Origin of the sequence: Streptosporangium sp. NPDC006007, from assembly GCF_040614315.1 — a bacterium.
Classification (GTDB): domain Bacteria; phylum Actinomycetota; class Actinomycetes; order Streptosporangiales; family Streptosporangiaceae; genus Streptosporangium.
On sequence record NZ_JBEXUG010000001.1, the window covers coordinates 207,603 to 224,707 of the forward strand.

Annotated in this window: 17 protein-coding genes; 16 read left to right on the plus strand and 1 reads right to left on the minus strand. The window is 71.8% G+C overall.

The window, feature by feature from the left end; genetic code table 11:
- Positions 1 to 115: 115 nt before the first annotated feature.
- From ABZ194_RS00915 to ABZ194_RS00990, 16 genes are all read left to right on the plus strand, one after another.
- Positions 116 to 1,912 (plus strand): ABC transporter ATP-binding protein, encoded by a 1,797-nt coding sequence (locus ABZ194_RS00915; RefSeq protein ID WP_355590565.1) that lies wholly within the window; start codon positions 116 to 118, stop codon positions 1,910 to 1,912.
- Entirely contained in the window at positions 1,909 to 3,681 is a 1,773-nt protein-coding gene (locus tag ABZ194_RS00920; protein WP_355590254.1) for an ABC transporter ATP-binding protein, read from the plus strand. The genes ABZ194_RS00915 and ABZ194_RS00920 overlap by 4 nt, the downstream gene beginning before the upstream one ends.
- 192 nt (positions 3,682 to 3,873) lie before the next feature.
- Positions 3,874 to 4,833: a polyphosphate kinase 2 gene (ppk2, locus tag ABZ194_RS00925; RefSeq protein ID WP_355590257.1), complete on the plus strand. Its 960-nt coding sequence runs from the start codon at positions 3,874 to 3,876 to the stop codon at positions 4,831 to 4,833.
- A gap of 153 nt (positions 4,834 to 4,986) precedes the next feature.
- Positions 4,987 to 5,334, plus strand: coding sequence for a phosphoribosyl-AMP cyclohydrolase (hisI, locus tag ABZ194_RS00930; RefSeq protein ID WP_355590260.1), 348 nt, complete (start codon positions 4,987 to 4,989; stop codon positions 5,332 to 5,334).
- A complete protein-coding gene (locus ABZ194_RS00935; RefSeq protein WP_355590263.1) occupies positions 5,331 to 5,972 on the plus strand; it encodes a Trp biosynthesis-associated membrane protein in 642 nt (213 codons plus the stop codon). The genes hisI and ABZ194_RS00935 overlap by 4 nt, the downstream gene beginning before the upstream one ends.
- 199 nt (positions 5,973 to 6,171) lie before the next feature.
- On the plus strand, positions 6,172 to 6,561 hold the full coding sequence (locus ABZ194_RS00940) for a DUF4190 domain-containing protein (RefSeq protein ID WP_355590266.1): 390 nt from the start codon (positions 6,172 to 6,174) through the stop codon (positions 6,559 to 6,561).
- A gap of 72 nt (positions 6,562 to 6,633) precedes the next feature.
- On the plus strand, positions 6,634 to 7,068 hold the full coding sequence (locus ABZ194_RS00945) for a DUF2752 domain-containing protein (RefSeq protein ID WP_355590269.1): 435 nt from the start codon (positions 6,634 to 6,636) through the stop codon (positions 7,066 to 7,068).
- Between the two features lie 156 nt (positions 7,069 to 7,224).
- Positions 7,225 to 8,034: an indole-3-glycerol phosphate synthase TrpC gene (trpC, locus tag ABZ194_RS00950; RefSeq protein ID WP_355590273.1), complete on the plus strand. Its 810-nt coding sequence runs from the start codon at positions 7,225 to 7,227 to the stop codon at positions 8,032 to 8,034.
- Between the two features lie 75 nt (positions 8,035 to 8,109).
- Positions 8,110 to 9,279 (plus strand): tryptophan synthase subunit beta, encoded by a 1,170-nt coding sequence (gene trpB / locus ABZ194_RS00955; protein ID WP_355590568.1) that lies wholly within the window; start codon positions 8,110 to 8,112, stop codon positions 9,277 to 9,279.
- A 67-nt stretch (positions 9,280 to 9,346) separates the two neighbouring features.
- Positions 9,347 to 10,141 carry a tryptophan synthase subunit alpha gene (trpA, locus tag ABZ194_RS00960; protein ID WP_355590276.1) on the plus strand — a complete coding sequence of 265 codons (795 nt, stop codon included), beginning with the start codon at positions 9,347 to 9,349 and terminating at the stop codon, positions 10,139 to 10,141.
- A gap of 750 nt (positions 10,142 to 10,891) precedes the next feature.
- Positions 10,892 to 11,473, plus strand: a complete 582-nt coding sequence (locus ABZ194_RS00965; RefSeq protein WP_355590279.1) for a DoxX family protein — start codon at positions 10,892 to 10,894, stop codon at positions 11,471 to 11,473.
- On the plus strand, positions 11,473 to 12,237 hold the full coding sequence (locus ABZ194_RS00970; RefSeq protein ID WP_355590282.1) for a thioredoxin domain-containing protein: 765 nt from the start codon (positions 11,473 to 11,475) through the stop codon (positions 12,235 to 12,237). The genes ABZ194_RS00965 and ABZ194_RS00970 overlap by 1 nt, the downstream gene beginning before the upstream one ends.
- Before the next feature lie 26 nt (positions 12,238 to 12,263).
- Entirely contained in the window at positions 12,264 to 13,277 is a 1,014-nt protein-coding gene (gene lgt, locus ABZ194_RS00975; RefSeq protein ID WP_355590285.1) for a prolipoprotein diacylglyceryl transferase, read from the plus strand.
- Positions 13,274 to 13,993, plus strand: a complete 720-nt coding sequence (locus ABZ194_RS00980; protein ID WP_355590288.1) for a VIT1/CCC1 transporter family protein — start codon at positions 13,274 to 13,276, stop codon at positions 13,991 to 13,993. Before lgt ends, ABZ194_RS00980 begins: the two co-directional genes overlap by 4 nt.
- Entirely contained in the window at positions 13,990 to 14,805 is an 816-nt protein-coding gene (locus ABZ194_RS00985) for a hypothetical protein (protein WP_355590291.1), read from the plus strand. The genes ABZ194_RS00980 and ABZ194_RS00985 overlap by 4 nt, the downstream gene beginning before the upstream one ends.
- A 41-nt stretch (positions 14,806 to 14,846) precedes the next feature.
- A complete protein-coding gene (locus ABZ194_RS00990) occupies positions 14,847 to 15,467 on the plus strand; it encodes a hypothetical protein (protein WP_355590294.1) in 621 nt (206 codons plus the stop codon).
- Here ABZ194_RS00990 and ABZ194_RS00995 read toward each other — a convergent pair.
- Positions 15,433 to 16,980 (minus strand): bis-aminopropyl spermidine synthase family protein, encoded by a 1,548-nt coding sequence (locus tag ABZ194_RS00995; protein ID WP_355590297.1) that lies wholly within the window; start codon positions 16,978 to 16,980, stop codon positions 15,433 to 15,435. The genes ABZ194_RS00990 and ABZ194_RS00995 overlap by 35 nt on opposite strands.
- Positions 16,981 to 17,105 lie beyond the last annotated feature (125 nt).

Below are 17,105 nucleotides of genomic sequence, written 5' to 3' on the forward strand. Positions count from 1 at the left end.
CCCCGACGGGGGATCGGGGAATAAGCACGTGATCAGGCGTGATTGTGACCTAAGTAGCATTATTTCCTCCTGAAAGGACACCCCCCGAGTGGCGAGCAAGGTGACCTCCGCCGTCATGCGTCAAGGGCTCCGCGTCCTCGGGGTGGCCATCAGGGCGGAGAAGGCGATCTTCGCCGCGGCGGTCCTGTCCAGCGCCGTCTACGGCCTCACGACCGTCGCGTCGGCGTGGGCCCTCGGCTGGGCGGCCGAGAACGTCGTGCTGCCCGCGTTCGCCCGGGGGGCCGTGGCCACCGGCACGCTCGCGCTCGGCACGCTGCTGATCCTCGGCGTGTCACTGCTCAAGGCGCTGGGCGTCGCCGGACGGCGATACTTCGCCGGGGTCATGCAGTACCGGATGCAGGCCCACTCCCGCCGGGAGGTCACCCGGCAGTACCTCAGGCTCCCGCTGGCCTGGCACCACCGGCATCCCACCGGCCAGCTGCTCTCCAACGCCAGCGCCGACGCCGAGGCGGCCTGGGCCCCGCTGGCCCCGCTGCCGATGGCGGTCGGCGTGGTGGTCATGCTGATCACCGCCGCCGTCGCGATGGTGATCACCGATCCGTTCCTCGCCCTGATCGGCTTCCTGATCTTCCCGGCGATCGCGCTGCTCAACCTGGTCTACCAGCGCAGGCTCAGCCCCCTGGCCACCCGGGCCCAGCAGCTCCGCGCCGAGGTCAGCGAGATCGCGCACGAGAGCTTCGACGGCGCCCTCGTCGTCAAGACCCTCGGCCGCGAGGACGAGGAGACCGCCAGGTTCCGCGACCGGGCCCACGCGCTGCGCGACGCCAACGTCGCGGTCGGCCGGGTCCGCGGCCTGTTCGACCCGATGCTGGAGGCCCTGCCCACGCTGGGGGTGCTCGCCGTGCTGCTGGTCGGCGCGGTACGGCTGGAGAGCGGCGCGATCACCTCGGGCGTCCTCATTCAGGTCGCCTACCTGTTCACCCTGCTGGCCTTCCCGATCCGCGCGCTCGGCTGGGTCCTGGCCGAACTGCCCCGCTCCGTCGTCGGCTACGAGCGGGTGCGGGCCGTGCTCGGCGCGACCGGCTCCATGGAGTACGGCGCCGCCACGCTGCCGGGACCGGCCCCGGCCCGGCTGGAGGTCCGCGACCTCGACTACGCCTACGGCGACTCCCCGGTTCTGCGCGGGGTGAACTTCGAGATCGAGCCCGGCCGTACCGTGGCGCTGGTCGGCCCCACCGGCTCGGGCAAGTCCACCCTCGTCCAGACCCTCGTCCGCCTGGTCGACCCCGCGCGGGGGGCGGTGCTCGTGGACGGGGTGGACCTGCGCGAGGTCGTCCGCGGCGGGGTCAGCGACGCGGTGGCGCTGGTCCCGCAGCAGACGTTCCTGTTCGACGACACCGCGCGCGGCAACGTCACCCTCGGCCGGGACGTCGGAGACGAGGAGGTCTGGGCGGCCCTGCGCCTGGCCCAGGCGGACGGCTTCGTCAGCGCGCTCCCCTCCGGGCTCGACACCAGGCTCGGCGAGCGCGGCACGACCCTGTCCGGCGGCCAGCGCCAGCGCCTGGCCCTGGCCCGCGCGCTGGTCCGCGATCCCCGGCTGCTCATCCTGGACGACGCCACCTCCAGTGTGGACCCGCAGGTCGAGGCGAAGATCCTGTACGGCCTGCGCGACGCGGGCCGGGCCTCGACCGTGGTCGTCGTCGCCTATCGGATGGCCACCATCTCCCTGGCCGACGAGGTCGTCTACCTCGAACACGGCAGGATGGTCGACCGGGGCCCGCACGACGTGCTGATCGTCCGCTGCGAGGGGTATCGCAACCTGGTCACCGCCTACGAACGCGAGGAGGCCGAGCGCGAGGCCATCGAGGCCGGCGCGCTCGTGGCCGACGAAGAGGAAGAGGTCAACGCGTGAGCTCCCTGCACCGGATCGAGAGGTCGGCGTCGGCCACCGTACGGCACGGGCTCTCGCTCACGCCCGAGTTCCGCAAGGGGCTGGCCGGGACGCTCGCCCTGGCCGTGCTGGCCACGGCGGGCAAGGTCATCGTGCCGATCGCCGTCCAGCAGACCATCGACAGGGGACTCAAGGGGGCGGCCCCGGACCTGCCCTACATCCGCGCCGCCGTGCTGCTCTGCGCGGCGGCCGTGATCCTCACCGCGCTCTGCGCCTACCTGATGAACGTCCGCCTCTACAAGGCCACCGAGGCGTCCCTGGCCACGCTCCGGGTGCGCGGCTTCCGGCACGTGCACGACCTGTCGGTGCTCACCCAGAACTCCGAGCGGCGTGGCGCCCTGGTCTCCCGGGTCACCGGCGACGTCGACCAGATCAGCGTGTTCATGCAGTGGGGCGGGCTGATGGTCATCATCGCCCTGGGGCAGCTCCTCGTCGCCACCGTGCTGATGTTCGTCTACTCCTGGCAGCTCGCGCTGACGGTCTGGGTGTGCTTCCTGCCGCTCATGGTCCTGCTGCCGCGTTTTCAGCGGTGGCTGTCGGGCGCCTACACGCTGGTGCGCGAACGCGCCGGCGACATGCTCGCGGCCGTCAGCGAGTCGGTCGTGGGGGCCGCGGTGATCCGGGCGCACGGCTCGGAGGCCAGGACCGCCGAGCGGCTGGACGTGGCCATCGACGCCAACAAGGCCGCGCAGGCCCGTACGCAGCGGATCGTCGCCATGGTGTTCCCGCTGACCGAGATCGTCGCGGCGGTGGCGCTCGCCGGGGTGGTGCTCGTCGGCGTGCGGCTGGGGATCGCCGGTGAGATCACCGCCGGACGCCTGATCGCCTTCCTGTTCCTGATCACGCTGTTCGTCTCGCCCATGCAGACCGCCACCGAGGTGCTCAACGAGGCGCAGAACGCCGTCGCCGGCTGGCGGCGCATCCTCGGCGTGCTCGACACCCCGCCCGACGTCGCCGACCCCGGCGCGGCCGGGGTGGAGCTGCCGCGCGGCCCCATCTCCGTCTCCTTCGAGAATGTCGGGTTCTCCTACCCCGGCGGTGTTCCGGTGCTGACCGAGATCTCGGTGGACATCCCGCCGCGCTCGCGGATCGCGGTGGTGGGGGAGACCGGCTCCGGCAAGACCACCTTCGCCAAGCTGCTCACCCGGCTGATGGACCCGGCCACCGGGCGGGTCACCGTGGACGGGACGGATCTGCGCGAGGTCCGCTTCTCCTCGCTGCGCGAGCGGATCGTCATGGTGCCCCAGGACGGCTTCCTGTTCGACGGCACCCTGGAGGACAACATCCGCTTCGGCCGCCCGGCGGCGACGGGGGAGGAGATCAGGCTGGCCCTGACCGAGCTGGGGCTCGCCGACTGGCTGGAAGGCCTGCCCGCGGGGCTCGCCACCCGGGTCGGCCAGCGCGGGGAGTCGCTGTCGGCGGGGGAGCGTCAGCTCGTCGCCCTGGTCCGCGCCTACCTCGCCGACCCCGACCTGCTCCTGCTCGACGAGGCCACCTCCGCGGTGGACCCGGCCACGGAGGTACGGCTGGCCCGCGCGCTGGAGGGCGTCACGCGGGGCCGGACCGCCATCTCCATCGCCCACAGGCTCTCCACCGCCGAGGCCGCCGAGGAGGTGCTGGTCTTCGACCGGGGCCGGATCGTGCAACGCGGCCCGCACGCCCGGCTCGTCGCCGAGCCCGGCGTCTACGCGGACCTGCACGCCTCCTGGGTCTCGGCCGCCCGTTCCTGAGGGGGCTCCCCTACGCCGGACGGGCTCCTGGAAACTCGACTGAAACCTACCAATTAATGATGATTAGTGGATTTTTGTCGTGATTGTATGGAAGAGAGCCCTTCCGGTCGAGCCCGTGACGATTAGCGCGCTCGCACGGAGGTAGAGGGCGGCAGTGAGTGAGAAGTCTCTGTCCTCGGGGGTGCGGGATTCATGACCGGTCTACTGGGTGAGGAACCCCCGCACGGGCAGCCGTACCCCGTGCTCGACGTGTGCTCCGCCGCGGCCCACAGCGATCTGCTCGACGAACTGCCGAACCTGCGGGTCCTGGACGATGACGACGACGACCCCGTCCTGGTGCGCCTGGACGGCACCCCGGTGGACACCTGGCGGGAGAAGTACCCCTACGGCGAGCGCATGGACCGGGCCGAGTACGACCGGAGCAAGCGGCTGCTCCAGATCGAGCTGCTCAAGCTCCAGTACTGGATCAAGGAAACCGGCGGCCGGCTGGTGGTCCTGTTCGAGGGGCGCGACGCGGCGGGCAAGGGGGGCACGATCAAGCGCTTCATGGAGCATCTCAACCCGCGCGGCGCCGGAGTGGTCGCGCTGGAGAAGCCGAGCGAGCGCGAGAGCACCCAGTGGTACTTCCAGCGTTACATCTCGCACCTGCCGGCCGCGGGGGAGATGGTCTTCTTCGACCGCTCCTGGTACAACCGCGCCGGGGTGGAGCGCGTGATGGGCTTCACGACCCCCGAGGAGTACATGGAGTTCATGGAGCAGACCCCCGCCTTCGAGCGCATGCTGGTCCGCGACGGCGTCCACCTGGTCAAGTTCTGGTTCTCGGTGTCCCGCTCCGAACAGCGCACCCGCTTCATCATCCGCCAGGTCGATCCGGTGCGGCAGTGGAAGCTGTCGTCCATGGACCTGGAGTCGCTGGACAAGTGGGACGACTACACCCAGGCCAAGGAGGACATGTTCCTGCACACCGACACCGAGGAGGCGCCCTGGACGGTGATCAGGAGCAATGACAAGAAACGGGCCAGGGTCGAGGCCATGCGCCACCTCCTCAGCCTGTTCGACTACGCCAACAAGGACCGCGAGATCGTCGGCGAGCCCGACCCCAGGATCGTCGTGCAGGCGGCCGACCTGTTCGACGACGATCGCACCCGCTGACCCGGCTCGCCCCCGCGCCTTCCCGCGCCCGCCCCCGTGCCTTCCACCCCGGCCGCCGGCCCCGTCCCGCCCGCCCACCCGCCGGCCCCGTCCCGCCCGCCCACCCGCCGGGCCGGACGTCGTCCCTCCGCCCGGTTGCGGCACAATTACCGCATGTCCCTTGACCCCGCCGTCGCGGCACGGCTGAAGCGCACCGGCGACGGGCTGGTGCCCGCCGTAGTCCAGCAGTACGACACCGGCGAGGTGCTGATGCTCGCCTGGATGGACGACGAGGCGCTGCGCCGTACGCTCACCACCGGCCGTGCCACCTACTGGTCACGCAGCCGCGGAGCCTACTGGGTGAAGGGCGACACCTCGGGCAACGTCCAGCACGTCAAGTCCGCCGCCCTCGACTGCGACGGCGACACGATCCTGCTCAAGGTCGACCAGGTGGGCGCGGCCTGCCACACCGGCGACCGGACCTGCTTCGACGCCGGCGAGCTGGCGGTGACAACGGAGTGACGGCCGGACGGGCACTGTGGATCTGGGTGGCCGGATGCGCGGCGGGTGCCGCGCTCGTGCTGCTGGCCGCCGGGCGCGACTGGGTCACCGTGACGTACGGCACGCGCGCCGTACCCGTCTCCGCCGCGGAGCTGGCCCCCGTGCTGGCCCCCGCGGCCTGGGCCTGCCTCGCCGCGGTGGTCGCCGTGCTCGCGACCGGGGGCGTGTGGCGCAGGGTCGTCGGCGCCGTGCTGGCGTTCTGCGGGGCCGGGGTGATCGTGGGGGCGTGGATCGGCGGGCGTCCCGGCGCCGCCGCGGCCGCCGCGGCCGAGCACGCGCCGATGACCGCCAAGGCCACCGACGCCGTGCGGGTCGCCACCGCCCTGACCTGGCCGGTGATCGCCGGAGCCGGAGGACTGCTCCTGCTCGCCGGGGGAGTGGTGGCCGTCGTCGCGGGCGGTCGCTGGCCGGGCATGTCCGACCGGTACGACCGCCCGGGGGCCGGGTCCGCCGGCACGGACCGTGCCGGCGGCCGGGCCGCCCCGACCGACCGGGAGCTGTGGGACGCGATCGACCTCGGCGCCGACCCGACGGCCGGGCCGGATGAGGAGAGCCCGGCCCCCGGGCACGACCGGGGCGACGGGCCCCGCAGCGCGTGAGCGGGTCGCGCTGAGCCCGGCCCCGGGGTCCGGAAGCCGCGGTCCCGCGACTCACGGTGCCCGTGGACCGGGCATGGTTCCCCGAGGCCGGGAGTCCCCGCGCCGGTCACAACTTGCCCACGGACCGGGCACGGTCTCTCGCGGTGGACCCGGTTTCGCTAGGATTCCGCCCGCGACTTTGTATAAAGGAGAGTTATCCATGAGCTATGGGAATCAGTCCGGTGGGTACGGGCCGCCGCCCGGTGGCGGCTACGGACCTCCGGGCGGATACGGGCCGCCGCCCGGTGGCGGTTACGACCCCTATGGCTACGGTGCGCAGCCGCCCCGCGGCAACAACGGCATGGCCATCGCCGCGCTGATCATGGGTATCGCCGGGCTCTTCGTGTGCGGCATCACCTCCATCGTGGGCATCGTGCTCGGCCACGTCTCGCTGGGTCAGATCAAGCGCACCGGCGAGGAGGGGCGGGGCATGGCCATCGCCGGCCTGGTGCTGTCCTACTTCGGCGTCCTGTGCTGGCTGGTCGTGCTGGTGTTCTGGCTGGTCGCGGTGGGCATTTTCGCGGGTTCGTCCTCGTCACTGAGCGGGTAACGGGCATCCGGCCCCTTCTTGAGTATCGTGGCCGTTGACGGTCGTCGCTGGTGAAGGGGGGCGGACGGGCCGATGGTGATCGAGCGGGCCACGAGGCCGGAGCGGGCCCGGCGGCCGCGGGCCATGGCCGCGCCGCTCGCCGCGGCGCTGGCCGCCGGGGCCGCGGTCGTCTTCGTGGCCTTGGTGGACCCCAACGAGCCGGGGCACTACCCCACCTGCCCGTTTCTCACGCTCACCGGCCTGTACTGCCCGGGGTGCGGTGGTCTGCGGGCGGTGCACGCGCTCGCCCACGGCGACCTCGGCGCGGCGCTCGGGTTCAACCCGCTCGTCGTGGTCATGGGTTTGGTGGCGGCGTTTCTGTGGGGACGCTGGGCGCTGAGTTCCTGGCGGGGCCGGCCGTCCGCCGGAAAAAGCATACATCCAGCCTATATATGGACATTTCTTGGCTTAATGATCGTTTTTTGGATAGTGCGAAATGTTCCTTTTGGGAAATTCTTGGCCCCATAGTCACCCGGTGGCGGGGCAAGCTCGGCAAGGCCGATAGCATCGGCGAGACAAGGGCAATCGATCGGGAGGGGCCTTACTCGTGAGCGAGTGGAGCGAGCGGACCATGCGCACGGCGGTGTTCGCGAACGTGACCTCCGAGTTTCGCGAGGAGGGCAAGTGAGCGTGCTGGAGGAGATCCTCGAAGGGGTCCGCGCCGACCTGGCCGACCGGCAGCAGGCCGTGTCGCTGGCCGAGCTGAAGGAGCGCGCTGGCCGGGCGCCCATGCCCCGTGACGCCTATGCCGCGCTCGGCGGCGACCAGGTCGCGGTCATCGCCGAGGTGAAGCGTTCCAGCCCCTCGAAGGGCGCGCTGGCCGCGATCGCCGACCCCGCCGCGCTCGCCGGCGACTACGAGGCGGGCGGCGCCCACGTCATCAGCGTGCTCACCGAGCGGCGCCGCTTCGGCGGCAGCCTTGACGACCTGGCCGCCGTACGCGCCGTCGTCGACATCCCGGTGCTGCGCAAGGACTTCGTCGTCACCTCCTACCAGCTCTGGGAGGCCCGCGCCTACGGCGCCGACCTCGTGCTGCTGATCGTGGCCGCGCTGGACCAGAACGCGCTGGTCTCGCTCATCGAGCGGGCCGAGTCGATCGGGCTCACCCCTCTGGTCGAGGTGCACACCGCGGAGGAGCTCGACCGGGCGCTGGCCGCCGGAGCGAAGATCGTCGGCATCAACGCGCGGAACCTCAAGACCCTTGAGGTGGATCGCGATGTGTTCGCCAAGCTCGCCCCGAAGATCCCCGACGGCATCATCAAGATCGCCGAATCGGGTGTGCGCGGCCCCCACGACCTGCTCGCCTACGCCAGGGCCGGCGCCGACGCCGTCCTGGTCGGCGAGAGCCTGGTCACCGGCAAGGACCCGAGGGCCGCCGTGGTCGACCTGGTCACCGCCGGCGCCCACCCCGCATCCCGACCCGAGGGGCAGTAAGCAGTGACAGCGACAGACGGCGTCCTCACCTCCGCGGACCTCGCGGGGAACGGTGTCAACGGCGACGACCCGGACATCCACGGCAAGTTCGGTGTCTTCGGCGGCCGTTACGTTCCCGAGGCGCTCATCCCGGCACTGGACGAGGTGGCGGCCGAGTACGAAAAGGCCAGGAACGATCCCGCGTTCCTGAGCGAGTTCGACCACCTGCTGCGCACCTACGCCGGGCGGCCGACCACGCTCACCGAGGTGCCGCGCTTCGCCGAGCACGCGGGTGGCGCCCGGCTCGTGCTGAAGCGCGAGGACCTGACCCACACCGGCGCACACAAGATCAACAATGTGCTCGGCCAGGCGCTGCTGACCAGGCGGCTGGGCAAGACACGGGTGATCGCCGAGACCGGCGCGGGCCAGCACGGCGTCGCCACCGCGACCGCGGCGGCCCTGATGGGCCTGGAGTGCGTGATCTACATGGGTGCCGTCGACTGCGAGCGCCAGGCGCTCAACGTCGCCCGCATGAAGCTGCTCGGCGCCACCGTCGTCCCGGTCACCAACGGCAGCCGGACCCTCAAGGACGCCATCAACGAGGCGTTCCGTGACTGGGTCGCCAACGTCGACCACACCCACTACCTGTTCGGCACCATCGCCGGCCCGCACCCGTTCCCGGAGATCGTCCGCGACTTCGCCCGCGTCATCGGCGTCGAGGCCCGCCGCCAGATGCTGGAGCTCACCGGCGGGCTGCCCGACGCGATCGCCGCCGCGGTCGGCGGGGGGTCCAACGCGATCGGCATCTTCCACGCCTTCATCGGCGACGAGGGCGTCCAGCTCCACGGCTACGAGGCCGGAGGCCGGGGCCCGGAGGCCGGTGAGCACGCCCTCACCCTGACCCAGGGCTCCATCGGTGTCCTGCACGGCTCGCGCACCTATGTCCTGCAGGACGCCGAAGGGCAGACGATCGACTCCCACTCGATCTCCGCCGGCCTCGACTACCCCGGCGTCGGCCCCGAGCACGCCTGGCTCAAGGACATCGGCCGCGCGTCCTACCACGGCGTCACCGACGCCGAGGCGATGGACGCCTTCGCGCTGCTCGCCCGCACCGAGGGCATCATCCCGGCGATCGAGTCCTCGCACGCGCTCGCCGGAGCCCTCAAGCTGGGCCGGGAGCTGGGCCCCGAGGCGACCATCCTGGTCAACCTCTCGGGCCGGGGCGACAAGGACATGGGCACCGCCATGAAGTACTTCAACCTCTGACGACCGACTTGCTTCCCCTCCGGCTCCCGGAGGGGACGGAGGCCACGAACCGCAACGGAACCAAACGATGACGACTCTTCAGACGGTGTTCGCCAAGGCGAAGGCGGACGATCGCGCCGCCCTCATCGGATACCTCCCCGCAGGCTTTCCCACCAAGGACGGAGCCGTCGCGGCCGCCACCGCCATGGTGGAGGCGGGCTGCGACGTGATCGAGATCGGCCTGCCGTACTCCGATCCGCTCATGGACGGCCCGACGATCCAGGACGCCGTGCACCGGTCGCTGACCAACGGCACCCGCATCGCCGACGTGCTGCGCACGGTCGAGGGGGTGGCCAGGACGGGAGCCGCCACGCTGGTCATGACCTACTGGAACCCGATCGACCGCTACGGCACCGACCGGTTCGCCCGTGACCTGGCGAACGCGGGCGGGGTGGGCACCATCACCCCCGACCTGACCCCGGAGGAGTCCGGTCCCTGGCGCGCGGCCAGCGCGGAGGCCGGCATCGACACCGTCTTCCTGGTCGCGCCGAGCTCGCCGGAGACGCGCATCAAGGCCGTCGCCGCCTGCTGCACCGGATTCGTCTACGCCGCCTCGCTGATGGGCGTCACCGGCGCCCGCGATTCGGTCGGTGAGGCCGCACAGGGCCTGGTCGAGCGGACCCGTCCGCACACCGGGCTGCCCGTCTGCGTCGGGCTGGGCGTCGGCACCGGCAGGCAGGCGGCCGAGGTGGCGCGCTACGCCGACGGTGTCATCGTGGGTTCGGCGTTCATCCGCCGTCTCCTGGACGCCCCCGACGAGGCCTCAGGGCTGGCCTCGGTCCGCGAGCTGGGCGCCGAGCTGGCGGCGGGCGTCCGAGGCTGACCCCTCCGGCGTGCCCGCCGTCCGGAGTCGCGGCCCGAAGTCGCCGTCCGTAGTGCGGCCGTCCCAGCGGACGGCCGCACTCCGCGTTTCCGCCCGGCGCCGCCCGGTGTCTCCCCGGCTCTCCACGTCTCCCCGGCTCTCCACGTCTTCCTCCGTGTCCACCCGTCTCCTCGTGCCCCGCGCGGGCGCTCTCCGGGCGGTGGCACAACTGAAAGGGCCACCGTTCCGCGCGGAGCCGTGACATGCGGCGGTGGCAACCGGTGCCGTCGCCGCCTCAGGCGTACTCTGGAGTAGGGTTATCGCTTTTCGACCACATATGAGACTCCATCTCGTCCACCCCGAAGCCCCCCGCCCATCTGAAAACGCCGCACGGGCCGTGCTTCGGTTACGATTTCCACTTCACACCGGCTCAGGCTGCCGATCCCGCAGGTAGGAGGCCATGGACAGAGACGGGTCACTGGCTGGACGTGGAGGGCGCACGCCGACGACGGCGGGGGCGACTCGGTGGCGGCCCCACCGGGAACCCTCGGACGGGCGAAATGCCCTAATTCAAGGTTTTTTGCATAAATACTTACCTACCGGACCAGTCCGCTTCCCGAGCGGCTTCCGAGATCGCCGGCCCCGGGTTTTTTGTCCCGCCGATTGACTTATTCGATGCTTATCCAGCACGTGATGAGGTTCCCCCAGGGAACGCGTGTATCCGTTGAGGCCGGCCATGACGGAGGCCCGGAATGGGAGACGATGATGCTCGTGACTTCTGACAAGCAGGCCCCCCAGCGGTCACGCATGCCGAGTTCGGCGCTACCCTGGGTGACGACCGTCTCGCGGCTGGTGCTGGCGGGCGTGCTGATTGTCGCAGGTTGGGGCAAGATCGGCACCCCGGTGCTGTCCGTTCAGTCGGTCAAGGCATACAAGTTACTTCCGGACTCGCTCGCCACGGTGGTCGGCTACGGCCTGCCCATCCTGGAGATCGTCATAGGGGTGTTGCTGGTTGTCGGGCTGCTGACCCGGGTCGCGGGCATCATCTCCGCGCTGCTCATGCTGGCGTTCGTCATCGGCATCGCCTCGGTGTGGGCGCGCGGGCTGCGGATCGACTGCGGCTGCTTCGGCGGCGGCGGCCAGCTCAAGCCCGGGGTGGAGCCCGACTATCTCGTCGACATCCTGCGGGACTTCGGTCTCTTCACGCTCGGCGTGGTCATCGCCTGGTTCGCGCCGGGAAGGCTCGCGCTGGACTCCGCGCTCGGGCTGGCCCCGGAGCGGGAACCGTACGACGACATCGAGGGCGAAGACAGGGAACTCCAGGAAGAACTTCAGGAAAAGGAGAAGCACTGATGGGCAAGGCCGCGCGGGACCAGTCGGCGCGTGATCGGATCAAGGCACAGCGCGAGGAGCAGCGGAGGAAGGAGCGGCTCAAGCGCGTCGCGACGATCACGACCGTGGCGGTCCTCGCGCTCGGTGCGGTCGGGGCCGGCTGGTGGTACGCCGCCAACGGCAGCAAGCCGGAGGAGGCCACCCAGGCGCTCGCGCCGATCACGGTGGCCGCCGACGGCTCGGTGGTGATGTCCGTGGCGGGGGTCGAGAAACCGGTGCTGGACGTCTACGAGGACTTCCAGTGTCCGGCCTGCAAGGCGCTGGAGGAGACGAGCGGAGCCACGATCAAGAACCTGGCGGCCGAGGGAAAGGTCAAGGTGGTCTACCACCCGATCACGATCTTCGCCCAGGAGATGAGCGGCGGCGTCACCCGGGGCAACTCCGTCCGCGCCGGGGCCGCGGCCCGCTGCGTGCCCGGGGGCGCGCCGTGGAGCAAGTTCCACGACCGGCTGTTCAAGGAGCAGCCCTCGGAGACCGCCGAGGGTTTCAAGCCGGCGGACATGGTCGCCTGGGGCAAGGAGGCGGGGGTGACCGACCCCGGCTTCGCCACGTGCGTGACCGGCCAGCAGAAGGCGTCCGAGCACACCGCCTTCAGCGCCAAGATCCTGCAGGAGGCCAAGCTCGGCGGCACTCCGACGCTGAAACTCAACGGCACCGAGATGGGCAACGACGTGGCGTTCAAACCGGCCGACCTCCGCAAGGCCATTCTTGATGCCGCCAAGTAGGCCGTGACACGGTAACGTCACCTGACATGCCCCTCGCCTCGATTCCCAGCCCCTCCCAAGGGGTCTGGTATCTCTTCGATGTGGTGCCCATCCGGGCCTACGCACTGTGCATCGTGCTCGGTGTCGTCGTCGCCGTCGTCATCGGTGAGCGTCGCTGGCGCGCCCGTGGCGGCGCGCCGGGCACGATCGTGGACCTCGCCGTCTGGGCCGTGCCGTTCGGGCTGGTCGGCGGGCGTCTCTATCACGTCCTCACCGACTGGCAGCTCTACTTCGGGCCGGAGGCGCCTCACCGGCCGATCGAGGCGCTGTACATCTGGAACGGGGGCCTGGGCATCTGGGGGGCCGTCGCGCTCGGCGCGCTGGGAGTGTGGTTCGGCTGCCGGGGCCGGGGGATCTCCCTGTCCGCGGTGGCCGACACCGTGGCGCCCGGAATCGCGGCGGCCCAGGCCATCGGCCGCTGGGGCAACTACTTCAACCAGGAGCTGTTCGGCAGTCCCACCAGCCTGCCGTGGGGCCTGGAGATCGACCCCGACCGCCCGGGGACGGTGCCGGGCGAGGCCACCTACCACCCGACGTTCCTGTACGAGTCGATCTGGGACCTGGGCCTGGCCTTCTTCCTGATCTGGGTGGGCCGCAGGTTCGCGCTCCGGCACGGCCGGGTGTTCGCGCTCTACGTCGCGGGTTACACCGTGGGCCGGTTCTGGATCGAGGGCCTGCGGGTGGACAGCGCCCACCACATCCTCGGCCTCCGGCTCAACCAGTGGACCTCGATCATCCTGTTCCTCGCCGCGCTCGCCTACTTCTGGTACGCCAGGAACAAGACCACCGAGGAGTCGGTCGGCACGACGCCCGAACCCGCCCTCGACGGCGGAGACGTGGCCGCGGCCGATTCGGTGGAGCGGACGGGCGAGGCCGACCCCGCGCACTCCGCGGACCTGGCCGACGAGGCCGAGACGGGAACGGAGCGCGACGGGAACGACGACCCCCGGGCGGGGGACGCGCCGCCCGACGTTTCCGGCAGGGAGAAAGAGAAACGTTGAGCGGCGGCGAGAGCGCGGCGCGCGCCGAGATCCACCACGCCCACCGTAACGTCAACGGCGGATGGCTGCGGCCCTCGGTGTTCGGCGCGATGGACGGGCTCGTCTCCAACTTCGCCCTGATCGCCGGTGTCGCGGGAGGTTCGGCCGACACCGGGGTCATCGTGCTGGCCGGGGTGGCGGGGCTCGCCGCGGGCGCGTTCTCCATGGCCGGAGGCGAGTACGTCTCGGTGGCCAGTCAGCGGGAGCTCGCCATCGCCGAGATCGACGTCGAGCGGCGCGAGCTCGAACGCCACCCCGAGGCGGAGCAGGCGGAGCTGGCCCAGCTGTACGTGGCGCGTGGCGTCGACCCCGCCGTGGCGGCCGAGGTCGCCAGGCAGATCTCCTTGAACCCGGAGAAGGCGCTGGAGGTGCACGCCCGAGCCGAGCTCGGGGTCGGCCCGGACGACCTGCCCTCGCCCAGGACCGCCGCGGTCTCCTCGTTCCTGTCCTTCGGCGTGGGCGCGTTCCTGCCCCTCCTGCCGTATCTCCTGGGGGTCACCAGCCTGGTGAGCTCGGCGGTGCTCTCCTGCCTGGCGCTGTTCGGGGCCGGTGCGCTGGTCTCCCGGGTCACCGCGCGCAGCTGGTGGTACAGCGGGCTGCGCCAGCTCACCGTGGGTGTGGGCGCGGCGGGGCTGACCTTCGGCCTGGGGCATCTGCTGGGAGGTGCCGGGCTGTGACCCCTCCGCGCAAGCGCCGCCGCACCTCGGCCAGGACACAGAACTGGAGCATCCCCGGGCTGGAGGAACGGGGTCTCAGCCGGCTTCAGCAGCGGCTGCTGGTGGCCGTCGCGTCCGTGGTGGGCGTGCTGGCCGCGGCGGTCGCCCTCACCTTCGCCATCACCACGCTCGGCAACGACTTCGTGCCCGAGCGGGCCACCGCCGCGGCCGTCTCCACCCAGCCCAGGCCCGACCTCTACAGGGGCTGGGGCTCGCCGAAGCTGTTCGCGCCGATCGCGCGGAGCGACGCCGATCCCGCCCCGCTGACGCTCAAGGACGTCTTCGCCGACAAGACCCTCAAGGAGGGCAGGATCACGCTGAAGCTGGCCGACACCCGGCTGGACGCCGACTGCTCGGCGGCGGTCTGGGGCCGGGAGCTGGTGGACCGGCTCGTTCAGGCCGGCTGCACCCAGGTCGCCCGGGGCGCCTACCGCAGCGCCGACGGCCGCTACATCGCCCAGTACACCCTGCTCAACCTGCGCGACACCGCCTCCGCCGCCGCGCTGGTCGAGTCGCTGACCAGCGGGCACCGGGGAGGCTGGGTCCGGGCTCCCGAGCCTGGCAGGGTGGTCTTCCCCGTCGGCGGTCACACCGAGGCCAGCGGCCACGCCATGGGCCACTACGCGGGCCTGGTCTGGATCGGCCGCGCCGACGGCGCCGACCCCGGTGCCAAGGACGACTTCGTCTCCCTGTCGCTGGCGGTCCGCGGCGCCGAGAAGGCCGTGTTCCGCCGTGTCGTCGCGGCCGCCCCCAGCGCCGCTCCGGCCCGCTGACCCCGCGCGTACGTCACCGGATCCCAGTAGGCTCATCGGTCATGCGCAAGTGGATCGCCGTCGCCGTCGTGCTCCTCTCCGTCGCAGGGGTCGCGGCCTTCCTGTGGGCGCGGGGCGGCGCGGACACCCCGCGACCGGCGACCCTCCGGAGCGAGAACAGCACCGCTCACTACGGGCCGATCGCCACCCGCGCCGCCGACCCCGACCCGCTGACCGTCGCCGAGATCTTTCCTGCGGGGGCGGTGACCGCGGGCGGGACCACGCTCACCGGTCAGGGCGCCGAGGCGCTCACCGACTGCGCCGCGGAGGTGTGGGGGAGCGCCGAGGCGGCGGTCGCCGGATGCACCCAGGCGCTGCGGGCCCGTTACACGACCCGGGACGGCCGGGTCTTCGGGCAGTTCGTCATCTTCAATCTGGCCGACGCCGCCGCCTCCGACAGGCTGGTGGCGGCGCTCGGATCCGGCGGGTTCGTACGGCAGGTCCCCGGCGCCCCCGCCGCCTTCGACGCCTCGCGCAGCTGGGCGCAGGCCCGCGCCCTGGGCCACTACGTCACGGTGAGCTGGGTCGGCCCGGTGGGGACGGGCGGCCGGGTGGACCTGACCTATCCGCAGCTCGCGGTGGACGGTCTCAGCCTGGCGATCCAGCGGCGCCTGGTGCGGTGAGGGAGGCCGCCACCGCGGCCGGGAGCTCGCCGAGGCGGTGGGCGGGCAGTTCGAGGACGGTGACGTCGCCGGCCCAGGGGGCGACGGCGGCGACGACCGCCCTGGCCTGCTTTTTGGTGAGGTCCCCCCGGACGTCGATGAGCGCCTCGCGCCAGGTGTTGGCGAGCTTGCCGTGGGCGTTGTCCAGGATGCGGCGCAGGATCCGGCCCTCGTCGGCCGAGGGGGGCGGGAGCCGTACGGCGTGCACCGTCGCGCCGTCGGAGGTCAGCTCGTAGACGGCGGAGAGCGGTTCGCGGGGGAGCTCTCTGGGCGGGGCGGCCAGGGTGATCTGGACGTGCCGGGCGCGGGTGGCCAGCAGCAGCCGGGGGAGCGCGGCCTCCAGCCCGGCCGGCACGGCCATCGCCACCCGCGCCGGGTCGCCGGCGTGGGGCTTGGCCAGCCAGGTCGACAGGCGGGTTCTCCGAACCCGGGGGAGGAGCTCCTTCGGCCAGTCGCCCACCAGCGTCTCCGGCGTCCCGTCGGGGGCGGAGACGGGGGTGGGTGAGCCGCCGGACTCCACCGCCTGGGGGCCCTGGGTGTAGATGGCCGCGCTGAGGCCGTCGATCCGGGCGGCCACGGCCGGCCAGGTCTTGGTGGTGGGGCGCAGGACGTAGAGGTCGGCGGCCGAGCCGATGGCCTCGGCGCCGAGGTAGCGGTTGAAGTCGGGGTAGATGGCCTCGTTGACGAGGTTGAGCTGGGACAGGGCGTGCTGCACCTTCCACGCCAGGGCCGGGGTGCGCTCGCTCGCGCCGTAGGCCAGCAGGATCCGGCCCTGCTCGCGGTCGCGCAGGCCCTCCGCGGCGCGGGCGACGAACAGCCCGACCCCCTCGGGGGTGTAGGGCGGGTCGGTGATCGCCAGGTCGGCCCATGACCGCGTGGACGGCGGCAGGCCCAGGCGCAGGTCGGCCCAGCGGGTCCGCACGGGCAGGCCGAGCCGTTCGGCCTGCCCGGCGATGTAGCCGAGGATGCGCTCGTCGATGTCGATCACGGTCACCTCCAGGCCCGGGTGGAGCATGGTGGCCGCCAGTGAGGTGAGGTCGTGGTCGCCGACGCAGAGCAGCCGGGCCCCGTCCAGCCAGAACCGGGCGTCGAGCAGCAGCGCCCGCCGGACCACGGTGTCGCCGGTCGCGGCCACGTGGTCCAGCGTGTGGCGGCCGCGGGGCGCCCCGGCGATCAGCTCGTCCATCCGGGCGACCAGGCCGGCGTGTCCGGGCAGCAGATGCGCCACCGGGTCGGCCGGCGCGGCGTCGCGCACCGCGAGGCCGGGCAGCGGCCCGCGGAGCCGGAATCGGTCGCCGGCGCGCTCCAGGTCCGTCTCGCGTAGCAGGGTCTCGACGGTCCGCCGTGACGTCGCGGTCTCCCGGACCAGATCGGCCAGTGTCCACCAGCGGCCGTCCCCCAGCGCCGCCAGTACCGCCCTCGGCCGTCTGCCGTCCACGCCCGCCCGTGCGAGGAGTTCCGCGATCGCTTCCATGGGGCCACCCTAGAGCCCTCACCTGGAATGTCATGCCTCGCTGGGATGTTGGTCAAAGGTGGCATATATGGAGTAAATGGTCACTATGCGGACGGGGTGGGTAGGTTTCCGACAGGGTACGGTAA

Excerpts from the sequence above, each read along its gene's own strand:
- ABZ194_RS00945 (WP_355590269.1), top strand. The coding sequence starts at position 6,634 with ATGGTGATCGAGCGGGCCACGAGGCCGGAGCGGGCCCGGCGGCCGCGG.
- lgt (WP_355590285.1), top strand. The coding sequence starts at position 12,264 with ATGCCCCTCGCCTCGATTCCCAGCCCCTCCCAAGGGGTCTGGTATCTC.
- trpA (WP_355590276.1), top strand. The coding sequence starts at position 9,347 with ATGACGACTCTTCAGACGGTGTTCGCCAAGGCGAAGGCGGACGATCGC.
- ppk2 (WP_355590257.1), top strand. The coding sequence starts at position 3,874 with ATGACCGGTCTACTGGGTGAGGAACCCCCGCACGGGCAGCCGTACCCC.
- ABZ194_RS00915 (WP_355590565.1), top strand. The coding sequence starts at position 116 with ATGCGTCAAGGGCTCCGCGTCCTCGGGGTGGCCATCAGGGCGGAGAAG.
- ABZ194_RS00995 (WP_355590297.1), bottom strand. The coding sequence starts at position 16,980 with ATGGAAGCGATCGCGGAACTCCTCGCACGGGCGGGCGTGGACGGCAGA.
- ABZ194_RS00940 (WP_355590266.1), top strand. The coding sequence starts at position 6,172 with ATGAGCTATGGGAATCAGTCCGGTGGGTACGGGCCGCCGCCCGGTGGC.
- ABZ194_RS00990 (WP_355590294.1), top strand. The coding sequence starts at position 14,847 with ATGCGCAAGTGGATCGCCGTCGCCGTCGTGCTCCTCTCCGTCGCAGGG.
- ABZ194_RS00970 (WP_355590282.1), top strand. The coding sequence starts at position 11,473 with ATGGGCAAGGCCGCGCGGGACCAGTCGGCGCGTGATCGGATCAAGGCA.
- hisI (WP_355590260.1), top strand. The coding sequence starts at position 4,987 with ATGTCCCTTGACCCCGCCGTCGCGGCACGGCTGAAGCGCACCGGCGAC.